The 14,033-nt window shown below is 47.3% G+C and carries 14 protein-coding genes; 9 read left to right on the top strand and 5 right to left on the bottom strand.

Features of this window, described 5'->3' with window-relative positions:
• The 3 genes from WG8_RS29335 to WG8_RS13475 form a co-directional block, all read right to left on the bottom strand.
• On the bottom strand, window positions 1-540 hold a 540-nt coding region (locus tag WG8_RS29335; protein WP_007430751.1), incomplete at its 3' end, for a 4Fe-4S dicluster domain-containing protein.
• Window positions 537-2,702, bottom strand: coding sequence for a formate dehydrogenase subunit alpha (fdhF, locus tag WG8_RS13480; RefSeq protein WP_007430750.1), 2,166 nt, complete (start codon window positions 2,700-2,702; stop codon window positions 537-539). The genes fdhF and WG8_RS29335, both read right to left, overlap by 4 nt.
• Before the next feature lie 128 nt (window positions 2,703-2,830).
• On the bottom strand, window positions 2,831-3,193 hold the full coding sequence (locus WG8_RS13475) for a Na-translocating system protein MpsC family protein (RefSeq protein ID WP_007430749.1): 363 nt from the start codon (window positions 3,191-3,193) through the stop codon (window positions 2,831-2,833).
• Window positions 3,194-3,551: 358 nt separating this feature from the next.
• Between WG8_RS13475 and WG8_RS26570 the strand changes: the two genes are divergently transcribed.
• Window positions 3,552-3,668 carry a YjcZ family sporulation protein gene (locus tag WG8_RS26570; RefSeq protein WP_007430748.1) on the top strand — a complete coding sequence of 39 codons (117 nt, stop codon included), beginning with the start codon at window positions 3,552-3,554 and terminating at the stop codon, window positions 3,666-3,668.
• Window positions 3,669-3,895: 227 nt separating this feature from the next.
• On the opposite strand, the gene WG8_RS29330 is transcribed toward WG8_RS26570, so the two are convergent.
• Both WG8_RS29330 and WG8_RS27410 read right to left on the bottom strand, forming a co-directional pair.
• Window positions 3,896-4,030 carry a hypothetical protein gene (locus WG8_RS29330; RefSeq protein WP_007430747.1) on the bottom strand — a complete coding sequence of 45 codons (135 nt, stop codon included), beginning with the start codon at window positions 4,028-4,030 and terminating at the stop codon, window positions 3,896-3,898.
• Between the two features lie 41 nt (window positions 4,031-4,071).
• A complete protein-coding gene (locus tag WG8_RS27410) occupies window positions 4,072-4,233 on the bottom strand; it encodes a hypothetical protein (RefSeq protein WP_007430746.1) in 162 nt (53 codons plus the stop codon).
• A 509-nt stretch (window positions 4,234-4,742) separates the two neighbouring features.
• Between WG8_RS27410 and leuC the strand changes: the two genes are divergently transcribed.
• The 8 genes from leuC to WG8_RS13435 form a co-directional block, all read left to right on the top strand.
• Entirely contained in the window at window positions 4,743-6,167 is a 1,425-nt protein-coding gene (gene leuC, locus WG8_RS13470; RefSeq protein WP_007430745.1) for a 3-isopropylmalate dehydratase large subunit, read from the top strand.
• Window positions 6,168-6,188: 21 nt separating this feature from the next.
• Window positions 6,189-6,791: a 3-isopropylmalate dehydratase small subunit gene (leuD, locus tag WG8_RS13465; protein WP_007430744.1), complete on the top strand. Its 603-nt coding sequence runs from the start codon at window positions 6,189-6,191 to the stop codon at window positions 6,789-6,791.
• A 311-nt stretch (window positions 6,792-7,102) separates the two neighbouring features.
• Window positions 7,103-8,674, top strand: coding sequence for an N-acetylmuramoyl-L-alanine amidase family protein (locus WG8_RS13460; protein WP_007430743.1), 1,572 nt, complete (start codon window positions 7,103-7,105; stop codon window positions 8,672-8,674).
• 301 nt (window positions 8,675-8,975) lie between these two features.
• Window positions 8,976-10,475, top strand: a complete 1,500-nt coding sequence (locus WG8_RS13455) for an N-acetylmuramoyl-L-alanine amidase family protein (RefSeq protein ID WP_007430742.1) — start codon at window positions 8,976-8,978, stop codon at window positions 10,473-10,475.
• A 45-nt stretch (window positions 10,476-10,520) separates the two neighbouring features.
• A complete protein-coding gene (locus WG8_RS13450) occupies window positions 10,521-11,171 on the top strand; it encodes a GerMN domain-containing protein (RefSeq protein ID WP_007430741.1) in 651 nt (216 codons plus the stop codon).
• Between the two features lie 213 nt (window positions 11,172-11,384).
• Entirely contained in the window at window positions 11,385-12,059 is a 675-nt protein-coding gene (gene nth, locus WG8_RS13445; protein WP_007430740.1) for an endonuclease III, read from the top strand.
• 58 nt (window positions 12,060-12,117) lie between these two features.
• A complete protein-coding gene (locus tag WG8_RS13440) occupies window positions 12,118-12,390 on the top strand; it encodes a hypothetical protein (protein WP_007430739.1) in 273 nt (90 codons plus the stop codon).
• A 366-nt stretch (window positions 12,391-12,756) separates the two neighbouring features.
• The coding region (locus WG8_RS13435; RefSeq protein WP_007430738.1) for a dynamin family protein at window positions 12,757-14,033 on the top strand (1,277 nt) is incomplete at its 3' end.

Genomic DNA, 14,033 nt, shown 5'->3' with positions numbered 1-14,033 from the left:
CTCTACACAGGCAGGCTGTCCGTCTGCCGTCTCTGCGCACAAATCGCATTTGCTTGCGGCGGTGCGGGGGAGGGCGGCCCGATTGGCATGGCGAGTCAAGCCGGATTGCGTCACAACGTGTCCTGCCCGATAAACCGGCGTCACCTCAATGGCTCCGAAGGGACAGGCCAAAACACAGGAGGTGCAGCCGATACATCGTTCTTCATCAATCATGACCACGCCGTCCTCCTGACGAATGGCCTGCACTGGACAGGCATGTGCACAGGGGGCATTTTCACAATGCCGGCATTGCACAGGCACATACGCATCCCCAGCGCGTACAACATACACCTTGGGTACGACAGGCACGCTGACGGTTCCGACCGAAGCACCTATGCCGCCCGCCTGGCTGTGAACGGCGAAGCACGCCAGTTCACAGGCTTTGCATCCAATACATTGCCCACCGTCCGCGACTACGAAGGAGGAAGCGACAGCGTTTGTTCTGTCGGCTGCTCCCATTCTGCTCGTTGGACGGTACAGCATGTTTCGTGCGCCGCTCATCTTGTCACCTTATCAGCCAAAACGGCTTCATGGACGTTCATCTGTCTGCGAATCCGCTGGTACGATTCATGTACATCACGTTCGGCCTGCGCTTGGTCGGCAATCCGCTCCAGCCGGATGGCGCAATATTTTAATTCCGGGGTTTTAGATACCGGATCGAGAAAATCGGCGGTCAGCTCGTTACATGCTCCAACCCACCAGTGATAGGTCATGTAGGTCGCTCCTTGCTGTACGCGGTCACTAACTTGTGCCCGTGCCATAATGCGCCCCCGGCGGGAGGATATGGCGACAATTTCACCATCGAGAATGTTCAGATTCCCTGCGTCTTCCGGGCTAATCTGAATAAAGCCAGGCTCATCAGACAGCTGACGCAGTGCACGGCAATTGCCAGTCATGGTGCGCACGGAATAATGTCCTACCTCGCGAACAGTAGATAAGACTAGCGGGAATTTGGCATCCGGCTGTTCTTGAGGTGGACGCCATTCGCAGGCGAATAATCGGCCTTTGCCGCTAGGCGTGGAAAATTGATTGCCTTTGTACAAATACGGAGTACCTGGATGGTCCTCTGTAGGGCAGGGCCACTGCACGCCGCCTTGATCCTCCATTTTTTGGTAGCTGGCACCAGCGAATAACGGGCAGAGGCTGCGCATTTCATCCCAAATTTCCTCTGTGTTTGCATAGGACATAGGGTAGCCCATGGCGGTAGCAACCTCGCTAATAATGGCCCAGTCCGGCTTGACATCGCCCTGTGGCTCCACGGCCTTACGGATGCGCTGAAAGCCCCGGTCTGCCGAAGAATATACACCGTCATGCTCGCCCCAAGCAGTAGAAGGGAGGATGACATCGGCATGCAGCGCCGTTTTGTTCATGAAAATATCCTGTACCACGACAAATTCCAATTGGTCTAGCGCTTCACGCAGCTCGGCGGCGTTCGGATCACTTTGTACAGGGTCCTCGCCGAAAATATAGTAAGCCTTCAGCTTGTTCTCCTTCAGGATGAGGTGTGGAACCTCTGTAAGGGAATATCCTTTTTTACGCGGCAGCTGCTCAACCCCCCATGCTTTTTCAAACTTTTTGCGAACCGCAGTATCCGTTACATCCTGATAGCCAGGATACACATTCGGCAATGCGCCCATGTCACAGGAGCCCTGTACATTGTTTTGTCCACGGACTGGTCCGATGCCCACATTCGGCTTGCCTAGATTTCCGGTCAACAGGGCAAGGGAAGCGAGTCCTTTTACCACATCAACGGCTTGTGAAAATTGACATACGCCCATTCCGTACAGAATGGTAGCGGTAGGGGCCTTGGCATACTCCCTCATCGCCGCCCGGATGTCAGCCGCCTTGACTCCCGTAATGCCTTCTGCATATTCGGGCGTATATTTTTTAATGCTGTCTACGTATTCGGCAAAGCCTTCAGTGTTTGCTTCCACATATCGTTTGTCGTACAGTCCTTCATGCACAAGCACATGACCAAAAGCGTTGACCAAAGCCATGTTCGAGCCGCCTTTTAGAGGCAGCCACATATCTGAAATACGTCCAGTTTCAGTCATGCGCGGATCACATACAATAATTTTGGCACCTCGTTGCTTCGCAGCTACGATGCGTCTGGCGACGATCGGATGCGTTTCAGGTGCGTTGTATCCAAACACGAATAAAAGATCAGAGTGTTCAATTTCAGGAATAGAATTGGACATGGCCCCATCCCCGAGTGAATATGTCAAACCTGCCACAGAAGGGCCGTGGCATACACGAGCGCAATGGTCAATATTGTTCGTGCCAATGACCGCCCGCATGAACTTTTGCATGACATAATTGGCTTCGTTTCCCGGACCGCGTGCAGAGCCCGTCCCCATAATGGAGTCTGGTCCGTATTTTTCCTTAATTGCTGACAGCCGTTCGGCAGTATATTGGATAGCTTCCTCCCACTCCACTTCCTCCATGACCCCATTTTTGCGAATCATGGGCTTGCGCAAGCGTGCAGTCAGAATTTGCGGGTCATTCAGGAAATCCCATCCATAGTGTCCTTTCAGGCACAGTGTTCCTTCATTTGTACGACCATTAGCCGGCTCTGCGCCGATTACCTGCCCCTTGTCCACCAGCAAATGAAGCTGACAACCGCTTCCGCAGTAGGGACATACCGTTAATACCTTGTCTGCCATGTGTGCAGCACCTCTTTTTATATGAAATAGATGAAACTCGTAACATGAAAAAAGCCAATACAAAAATGCCGCTTTACGCTGCATCCTGTACTGGCTTATCCGCGAGCGAGGAGACAAGCTCCTTCCCGCTAATCCAACCGGTGTATGTGTTGTAGTTCAAGAGTAATGATAATATGTCCGTCTCCATGGACGGAGGGACAGACCTCCCAGGTGTAAGTGAAGGGACTGCCGATTGTTTTTTCCGCTTCGCTCATAAATTCTTTTTCCAGATAAGGTCGAAGGACGTTCCAATATTCCCTGACCTTGTCCTCGGCCCCTTCATGAACGAGAATTTCGGACAGATTAGACAAGGTGCCTCGAATTTCTACCGTAATCCGGAGTGGCGAATCCAATGAAACCTTGACGTTATCCGGACCTTTTCCCCGGTAATGCTTAACAATGCATACGGCTAGCTTCCTTATGCGCTCACGGTATTCCCATTCGGTATTCACATCTGGACACTCCGCTTCGAATCAAAATAAAGGCGTACTTGCCGCGCATGCCGGACAGCCTGTGTAGCTGGTTCTGGAGAGGATGTAACCGTCCCGTCCACATAGTGGTCTGCCCAGCACGGCGTATCACTCTTTTATGGTAGAACAGGTTGACCTGGAAAGATGTGAAATTCATTACACCGAACCAAAATTTTACATGGAATAGAAAGCACCAATTAGGCACTGGGCAATTCGAAAGCCAATGGTGACATCTTGCTGGCTACGCTGGCGGGGTGTTTTTTTGTTTGCCTGAATGCCTTATCACAGAACATTTTTATACATATATTAAGGTATAGAACAAGTAAAGGAGGTTCAAGCCATGAGTGGATATGAAGGTGTAGCAGGTTATGGTGGATGCGGTGGATATAACTCTATAGGTGCAATCCTGGTGTTGTTTATCCTCTTGGTTATTATCACTAAAGCGTTTTGGATTTAATTTTGTGAATAGAATTGTTAGGTAATAGTGCTGAATACCATGGCGGATTCTGCCATAATAGTAGTTGCAGTTATTGGGGGATTTTATTCAAAAAAACGAAACACTCGAATAGCAAAAAGCCCAGCCAACCTTAAATGGTCAGCCGGGGAATATTTTTAGGCTCTTTTCGTAAAGATTGTTGCTAAAAGATATGAAAGGGAGCAATGCCTTTTGCCCTGCTGAAAACATTAATGTTTTTTCTTTTTGACATTTACGTTGAACAGATTGGCAGCCAGCGCATTGCCTCGTGCACGCGCAAACGCTTTTTGTTTTGACCAGATCGATAAGCTTTTTCTTTTTACATGGTGTTTTCTTCTACTCATGGAAATCACCTCCCTTCACAGGAATGAAGGTACGGATGGTCTTAGTGGTGCTTTTTGCGTTTGGATATTTTGATGTTCAATGCGTTGGTGGCCAGCGCATTACCATTTTTTGTTCTGGCATCTGCGGCTTGGAAAATTTTAACGACCAGGAATTTGTTTTTACCGACACGATGTTTGAACGTTTTTACTCTTGTTTTGATCATCTGCATACCCCCTTTGCTAAGGTATACTTTATTTATATGTCAGTGGCGATAGGGATGTATAAGCATGAATCTATTAAGAACCAAAAGAAACGATTACCTAATAGATAGATTTCCATGTCCCATATAAACTCTACTAAAATGTTCGACACTTACAAAAAATCTTCAAAACAAGAATTAGCTTTGTCATAAACTCTAAATAAATTACAAAGCTCTGTTAACCTTAATCGGTCGGCAGAACTTTTTTTATTTTCATATCTTAATATCGAACATCTGTTTGTATATAGTTTATATAGAGGAGTGATTGACATGTTATCAGACATCGAACGTAAACAAGAACTTCGAGATAGTAATAGTAGAGAATAGATTTTGCAGTCTTATAGGTCAAAGCTATCACTTCTATAGATATCATATCTTAGACCAATCAAACAGGTCGTGGTATATTGTTGACATCCAAAAGAGAGCCGTATAGCTTCTCTCCACTAGTTCGAAAAACACAGGGGTGAATGTTGATGAGTAAAAAGACCATGTTCGAGAAAATTTGGGATAACCATGTCATCTATCAGGAAGCGGGAAAGCCGAGTATTTTGTACATTGATCTTCACTTGGTACATGAGGTAACCTCGCCGCAGGCGTTTGAGGGACTTCGTCTTAGCGGACGCAAGGTGCGTCGTCCAGAGCTTACGTTTGCGACAATGGATCATAACGTACCGACGTTTGATCGCTACAATATTACGGACCCGATTTCCAAACAGCAGATTGATACATTAACTCAAAATTGCCGCGATTTCGGTGTTACACTGTATGATCTGGATACCATTGATCAAGGTGTCGTTCACGTTATGGGGCCTGAACTTGGTCTGACTCATCCGGGGAAAACGATTGTTTGTGGTGATAGCCATACCTCCACACACGGTGCATTCGGGGCGCTTGCTTTTGGTATCGGAACAAGCGAAGTAGAGCACGTGCTGGCAACGCAATGTCTCCAGCAGGCGAAGGCAAAAACGATGGAAGTTCGTTTTGTAGGCCGCCGCAAACCGGGTGTAACAGCAAAAGATATGATTTTGGGTGTCATCGCCAAATACGGCACAGATTTCGCTACAGGCTATGTTATTGAGTACACAGGCGAATCCATCCGCGAATTGAGCATGGAAGAGCGTATGACGGTGTGCAACATGTCCATAGAGGGCGGAGCCAGAGCAGGAATGATTGCACCGGATGAAACGACTTTCAATTACTTGCGTGGACGCGAGCATGTGCCGCAAGGAGCTGCTTTCGAGCAGGCAGTTGCTGAGTGGAAAGAGCTTGTTACAGATGAAGGCGCTGAGTTTGATATTGTGCTGGAGTTTGACGTGGATTCTTTAATTCCACAAGTGACTTGGGGCACCAGCCCAGGTATGGGTACAGATATTTCTTCGAATGTACCCATTCCGGCAGAATTGCCGACAGAAAACGAACGTAAAGCGGCTGAAAAAGCGCTTGAATATATGGATTTGAAGCCAGGTACACCGATCACGGATATTGCGATTGATTACGTATTTATCGGTTCCTGCACCAACGGACGGATTGAAGATCTACGCGCTGCGGCCGAGGTTGCCAAAGGCTATCAGGTATCTGACAGAGTAACGGCAATCGTCGTACCGGGCTCAGGTCGTGTGAAAATTCAGGCTGAACAAGAAGGACTGGACGTTATTTTCAAGGAAGCAGGATTCGAGTGGCGTGAAGCGGGATGCAGCATGTGTCTTGCGATGAATCCGGACGTGCTCCAACCGGGACAGCGTTGTGCGTCTACTTCTAACCGTAACTTTGAAGGTCGTCAGGGACGTGGAGGACGGACTCACCTCGTATCTCCGGCAATGGCAGCCGCTGCGGCGATTCATGGACGTTTTGTCGATGTACGGGATTGGAAATTCAAGCAGGAAGCAGTAGTCCGCTAGGATACGGAGGAGGAATTTACGATGGAAGCATTCACAACATTAAAAGGAATCGTAGCGCCTGTGGATCGGGTGAACGTGGATACAGATGCTATTATTCCTAAGCAATTCTTGAAACGAATCGAGCGCACAGGCTTTGGACAGTTTCTGTTTTATGAGTGGCGTTTTGATGAGGCGGGCAATATCAATCCTGAGTTTGAACCGAACAAGCCTCGCTATGCAGGGGCATCTGTGCTGATTTCTCGCGCCAACTTTGGCTGCGGCTCCTCCCGTGAGCATGCGCCGTGGGCGATCATGGACTATGGATTTCGCTCTGTAATCGCACCATCTTTTGCGGATATCTTCTACAATAACTGTTTTAAAAACGGTATTCTGCCGATCAAGCTGTCTGAAGAGCAAGTAGAGGATTTATTTCAGCGCACGGCGAAGCATGATAACTACCAATTGAACGTTGATTTGAACGAAAAAACAATTACTGACGATTATGGTTTGCATATTGATTTTGATCTGGATGAGCATCGTCGTCAATTCCTGCTGCAAGGTTTGGATGACATTGGCTTGACGCTCCAGCATGAGGCTGAAATTCTGGCTTATGAACAAAAGCGTGCTGCCAAGCAAGGCGCATAATCATCATTTGAACAGAAAGCCCGTATCGGCAATTCTTTTGCCTGCGGGCTTTTGTTATTTTTAGAATTAAATTGGTAAATAAGGGGTTGACGGCTCGACTGAGCATGGTATTGTAAATGTAAAATGGTTGAGGACTATGCCTATACAACGAGCATAAAAATATTACATCAGGATTTTGCAAAATTCGATTCCAGTCGCTCCAAAGTGCAATATATAGACAAACTAAACCATTTTGATCTATATATTGTTGATTGGAAGTCGCTTATTGGATTTTTGCAAAATCCTCACATATATAAGTTAGGGGAATGAGGATGAAGAAATACGGTTGGGTGATACTGGCGGCTATCTTAGTCTGGTTGTGGCCGTCCTCTACTCATGTGAATGCGGCTGCAGCAGATTTGTTTTTGGACGGCAAAAGAATAGAGGCGCCTGCAGATGCCAGGCCTGAAATGGTCAATGGCAAAGTCATGGTACCACTTCGAGTGGTTGGGGAGCAGCTTGGATATCAGTTCAAGTGGGAGCAAAAAGCCTATAAAATTTCAATTCAAAAAAACAGCACGGATATGGCTATGTACGTAGGCCGCACATCGGCTGATGTGAATGGTAAAACAGTTAGTCTGGATGCGCCTCCTGTGCTGCGTGGCAACTCGACGATGGTTCCGTTGCGTTTTGTCGGGGAGCAAATGGGACTAAAAGTAGATTGGAATAATAAAAGTAAATCCGTAAATCTCAGTCAGAAGACGACAACTCCGCAGGCAGATCAACAGTCCCAATCCCAAAAAACGTCACAAACGTCAACAGAAAGTAATAAAAGCACGCAAAAACCGTTTACCACTACAGCGACGACAACAAAAACCACTAAAGTAGACAAGCATACGGAAGCGACATCTTCATCATCCAAGCAGCAGAATGCAGAACAGACCACAGCCAATGCGTTGCTTGTACAAAACATTTCTTTTGAGGGTGACGCATTAAAGATTTCTCTGAACAAAGATGCAACCCCTAAAGTGTCCGAAATGACGGGGCCTGACCGCATTGTTGTAGATTTACCAGGGGCTTCGCTGGCGTCTGATTTTTCCCAACTGTTTCCGATTCGTAAGGATGGCACACAGGCTTTGACGAACAGTGACAGCGAGGATGTGGAGGAAATCAGATTTGCTCTCGCAGATGGACAAAATGGGGGCGTCCGCGTCGTCATTGCCTTGAACCAGGCACGTGATTACGAGCTTTCAACTAATAGCAGGGGTGAACTCACCCTCCATTTGCGTGAGCGTAGTGAGAATCCGGTGGTCACACCGACTCATGTCGAAGGACGGCGAATTGTTGTAATTGATCCTGGACATGGTGGCAAGGACCCTGGAGCAGCCAGTGTGACTGGACGACGCGAGAAGGAGTTTACATTGGCTGTAGCCTTAAAGGTTCAGCAGCTTTTGCAAAATGACCCTTCAATTCAGGTCGTAATGACCCGAGATGGAGACACGTATCCGACGCTCGATGAACGTGCCCAGCTGGCGAATGATCAACAGGCGAGCGTGTTTGTTTCCATCCATGGCAACAGTATGCCAGCCTCCAATAACGGAAAAGCGAATGGCTCTGAAACCTATTATGCACGTCAGGAAAGCTTGAGTCTGGCAACGACGATGCACAAGCATCTTGTAGCGGCTACCGGTTTTAAAGATAACGATATTAAGGTGGCCAACCATTTGGTAACCAGAAAATCGCAAATGCCGGCCGTGCTGCTGGAATGCGGCTATCTGAGCAATCCGTCTGATGAAGCAGCCATGTTTACAGAAGAAACACAGGAGAGGATTGCACAAGGTATTGTCGATGGATTAAAGGAGTATTTAGGAACGGAAACGGTGACAACAGAATCGCTTAACTAAGTGATTAATTAAAAGGGTTAAAAAAGAGCTGTTTTCCACCTTTATGGAAATTCATGGAGGTGAAAAGCAGCTTTTTTATTTTTTCGACGATGACTTTTGACGGAAAGCGAAAGGACTATTTTTTTAGTCATAATTCGACAAAAATAGTTCTTAGGCACGTATATTTCTGATATGATGGAATATATTCGCAACTTTTGGTGTGGGATAACGTCTAAAAGGTTGTCTGATATTACATAAGCGCGTATATCAGGTCGCCGCACCGGAGCATGTGGCAAAAAAAATATGAATGGAAGGGTGACGAATGAAGAAATTTGGTTTTTTGTTGTTATTATTTGTCTTCATGTGGGCGGTTCCGGGTTATGGACATGCGGCTTCGAGTGGAACACAAATCTATCTCGACGATCAACAGTTAAGTGTCCCTAGTGGTGCTAAGGCACAAGTGATAGGCGGAAGCACAATGGTTCCGCTACGCGTAATTTCTGAAAATTTAGGATATGACGTGACATGGAAGCAGCAGGCGCGAACCATAACGATTGAGAAGGACAGTACCTCGATCCGAATGAACATCGGAAGCAAGACGGCGACTGTCAATGGAAGCGACATTAGTCTGGATGCTTCGCCTCTGCTGCGTTCCAATTATGCCCTTGTACCGCTTCGTTTTATCGGGGAGCAAATGGGACTGGACGTAAAATGGGACAGCAGCTCCAAGTCCGTAAAATTATATACCCGCAGCAGCGGGTCTGGAAACGGGGAATTTACACCTCCGAAATCCGGGAATAACAGTTCCAGTACAGGAAGTGTAACTACACCAGCTAATAATGTGAGCACAGGTGTTACGCCGGTGCAGGAAATCAGTTTCAGCCAAAATCGCTTAACCATCACAACCGCGGGTACAGTCAAGCCAAAAGCGTTTACGATGACAGCTCCTGACCGGGTTGTTGTGGATTTGCCAGCAACTGCGTTTGCTGACAATTTTGGAGATCAGCAGAATCTGGATAACACCTTGAATGGTTCACTGGACATTCAGAATGAAGCGGATGTGTCCGGTATCCGTTATGCCTTGTTCCAAAAGGAGCCTTCAACGGTCCGGGTTGTTATTGATTTGAAACATGCCATGAACTACACTGCATACAATGATGGATCCAATCATGTCATCGTCGATTTGGCATCCAAGGATTCAATCAATACAACGCCTGACGCTACGCTGCCAGATGGTTCATTACCAGATGATACACAGACATCACCCGTGAACAGTAATGGCAAAAAGGTCGTTGTTATTGATGCAGGCCATGGAGCAAAAGATTCTGGAGCAGTTGGGGCTTCAAGAAAAAATTACGAGAAGACCTTTAACCTGGCTATGGCTTTGAAAGTGGAAAGCATTTTAAAGCAGAATCCCAAGCTTGAAGTCGTATTGACACGCAGCGACGACACATTCCTGGAGCTTAAACAGCGGGTAAAAGTGGCTGAAAATCTCAACGCTAACGTATTTGTGTCCATTCATGCTAACAGCAGCGGCAGTTCAGCTTCCAACGGTACAGAGACGTATTACCAGCGGAGTGCCAGCAAAGCGTTCGCGGACGTTATGCATAAGTACTTTGCTCCTGCGACGGGTTTGACAGACCGGGGCATTCGTTATGGCAATTTCCATGTGATTCGGGAAACGACTATGCCAGCCGTTTTGCTTGAGGTAGGATATTTGAGTAATGCAAAAGAGGAAGCCACACTGTTTGATGAAGATTTTCAAAACCGGGTAGCTCAGGGGATTGCAGATGGCATCACAGAGTATCTTGGTGTAAAATAAATCTTCAACAAATCGCTTGCCAACGTCAAGCAAGGAGGGGGACATATGAACAAGAAAATCGTAATCGCAGGTCTGCTGGCACTGTTTGTTATAGCAGGCGCAGGCTGTGCCTCCAAGCAGACAGCTGCTCCGGCAGCTCCGACTCAGGAAACACAAACACCTGCTGCGCCAAATAGCACGCCTGGGCAAACGACTCCTGATTCATCGGCTCAGTCTGCTGACAATAACGGGGCGTCTCAGACCCCTGCATCCCCGTCAACGGAACCTACAAAAACCAAGACGGAAACAGGAAAATCAGGAGATCACCAAACGCAGCAGATCACAGTGTACTACACCGATACTCAAGAAACTGGTTTAAAGGAAGAGAAAAAAGAAATTACCTACCCGAGCGAGCTTGAAAAATACCAAAAGGCGTTTGAAGCTCTGCAAAAGAGTGGGAATTCCGCTTTAGTACCGCTGTGGTCGGATAAAATTTCCGTGCATAAGATCCAATTGGATAACGGAGCATTGACCCTTGACATTTCTTTGCCGGACGAAGCGCGTCTGGGTGCAGGCGGCGAGGAATTGGCGATTGATGCCTTGAAGAAAACAATGTTCCAGTTCAAGGAAATCAAAACACTGGATTTGCTCGTAGATGGTCAAGCTCTGGAATCCTTAATGGGACATGTAGATTTGGAGCATCCAATGAGCCGCTAGTCAGATCAGATTGTATGAAAATTTCTCGGAAATTTGCACACTTTTCACGTGCAATTTGTGACAAATAATGATAATATAGGAGTGTGTTTCTCGCCTATGCAGGCAGTCATGCACAAATAGTATTCGTTTCTTTCCGGATGATTATTTAGAGTGACCGTCTTGATGCGGGTTATCCCGTATCAAGACGTTTTTTTTGGTAGGAGGTAGGATTCCGTGAATGCAGCAACCGCACGTCATATATTGGATACCATCGGTACGATGTTTCCGGATGCCCATTGTGAGTTGAACCATGACAATGCCTTTGAATTAACGATTGCCGTGTTATTGTCGGCTCAGTGCTCCGATCAGATGGTCAATAAAGTAACGGCAGACCTGTTTCAAAAATACAAGTCACCCGAGGACTATTTGGCTGTTCCTATTGAGGAGCTGGAGCAGGATATTCGCAGAATCGGCTTGTACCGAAACAAGGCCAAGCATATTCATAACCTGTGCCGTATATTGATAGACCAGTACGGGGGAGAAATACCGTCTGAGCATGATCAGCTAATCAAGCTTCCTGGTGTTGGACGCAAGACGGCTAATGTCGTCGTATCTACCGCATTTAATGTACCGGCTATTGCGGTGGACACGCATGTAGAGCGTGTATCCAAACGGCTTGGCTTTGCAGGATGGGATGATTCAGTGCTTGAGGTGGAAAAAAAGCTGATGAAAAGAGTACCTAGGGATGAATGGTCATTGACCCACCACAGGCTTATTTTTTTCGGTCGCTACCATTGCAAGGCTCAAAACCCTCAATGTCAGGTATGTCCGTTGCTTGATGTATGCAGGGAAGGCAAGAAACGTATGAAAACGTCTCTTATCAGAAAAGATAAGGAACGTAGAGCTTAAAGACCCATAGAACTAGCAAAGGGTTTAACCATTTATGTGTAGAAAAGGATGAAGAGTAATGAAGTGCATTTCGGTATATACAGACAATTTTGAGGCGTTTTCTGATATTTTTGAGCAGATTGTAACCACAGAGTTTGCTGAAAATGAAGAGCGCGATCTTGAAGGGATTACGGTCAGCCATTCCGGGGATGTACCTGAACACTATCTGGAACGTATGTCACAAAAGCCAGAAGTAGTCGTAATGAAGGACAAATCCCGCGGAATTACGATTTTGCAGCATGGTCAAGTATTTGAAATTTTGCTGCCAGTGCTTGAGACGGCAGCAAATTAAGTGCAATTAGCGAACGACATGCACTGCATGTTCCGGTAGGCGGCTCGGCTGGTCTGACCAGCCTGAAGGCGCATGACCTTCGCGAATCTTGTAGACCATCCGTTGCTTACATATTGCTTTTGTTATTGCCCTTTAGGGGCTTTAATGAAACGCATTCGGTTGCCAAAATACTTATTCCTTTAATTTATGAGCGTCATCCTGAGTCCTTAGCAGGATATTCGATCAAATAGACAGCGTTCCCCGAAGTTAGCTGCTTACGGGGAACGCTGTTTAGTTTTTTGAATGTGATCATTCTCACAGTGGCACAGGAGTGCTACAATATAGCTATTTGATGCTGTCAAGAGACAAGGAGTGGAACCGTAGCTTATGATGCAAACGATTACAGGGAATGCCGAAAAGTGGTCAGATACAATTGAACAGATACGGAATACTTTGCATAAAGCAGGGGACAGGGCGGGAGCCAAGGCTTTAGCTGACCTACTAGAGAAGGCGGTTGCAGACGAGCTGACCATTGCCTTTTGTGGACATTTCTCGGCTGGGAAATCAAGCTTGATAAACAGTCTGTGCGGTAAAACGGTGCTGCCCTCCGGACCCGTGCCTACGAGCGCTAATGTGGTGTCCATCCGGCATGGACATTCAAGAGCACTCATTCATCCAGCCCGAACATCGGAAAATCCCGAGCCAGAAGTGATGGAAACCTCCATAGCCGAGCTGGCTGAATATTGTAAAAATGGCGGGGCCTATGAATCCATTCAGGTATGGGAGGATATCCCGATGCTATCCGGTGGAGGGGTGCTGCTGGATACACCAGGCGTAGATTCCACAGACCAAGGGCATGCGCTGGCGACACACTCAGCTCTACATTGGGCAGATATTGTTTTTTATGTGATGGATTACAACCATGTCCAATCTGAAAATAACTTGTCCTTTGCCAAAAGCTTATCGGATTGGGGCAAACCGTTATACTTGATCATCAATCAAATTGATAAACACCGGGAGCGGGAGCTTTCATTTATACGTTATCGCAATGAGGTGGGGGCCAGCTTTCATGCGTGGCAGGTCCATTATACAGATATATTGTTTACTTCCTTAAAAGAGTCGAATCACCCTTGGAACCAGTGGCAACAGCTGCCGTCGTTGATCCAGCAATTACTGAAGCGCAAAACGGAGCTGTTGGCGTACAGCCTGGTATCCTCCATGCACCATTTGGTAGAGCAGCATGTGGAGGAAGTGGAGGCAGCTGAAGAAGAGGAACTGAGCATGCTGCTGGAAGAGGCGGGCGGAGAAGAGGCGATTGCCCGCCTGGAAATGGAGCAGAAAGCCCTGCAGCAAGAGGATGAGCAGTGGCGGATGCTTCCGGAACAAGAGCACACACGGCTGCGGCAAGAGCTGGATCGTTTACTGGAGCATGCGCATTTGACACCAGCGGAGCTACGTGAAGCAGCGGGTGAATATTTGGAGAGCCGCAAACCCGGCTTTAAAATCGGACTGTGGTTTGCCGGCGGGAAGACGGAGCGAGAAAAGGAGCATCGCTTGGAACGGCTGACACGGATGCTGACCGATCAGGTAGAGGGGCAACTGCTCCCCCATGTGCGTGAGCTGCTGAGAGCTTGGGGGAAAGGTCATGGGTTGTGGTCTGCTGC

Source organism: Paenibacillus sp. Aloe-11 (assembly GCF_000245715.1).
Lineage (GTDB): Bacteria > Bacillota > Bacilli > Paenibacillales > Paenibacillaceae > Paenibacillus > Paenibacillus kribbensis.
The sequence above is the reverse complement of the archived record's forward strand: the minus strand, read 5'-3'. Positions and strand labels throughout refer to the sequence as shown.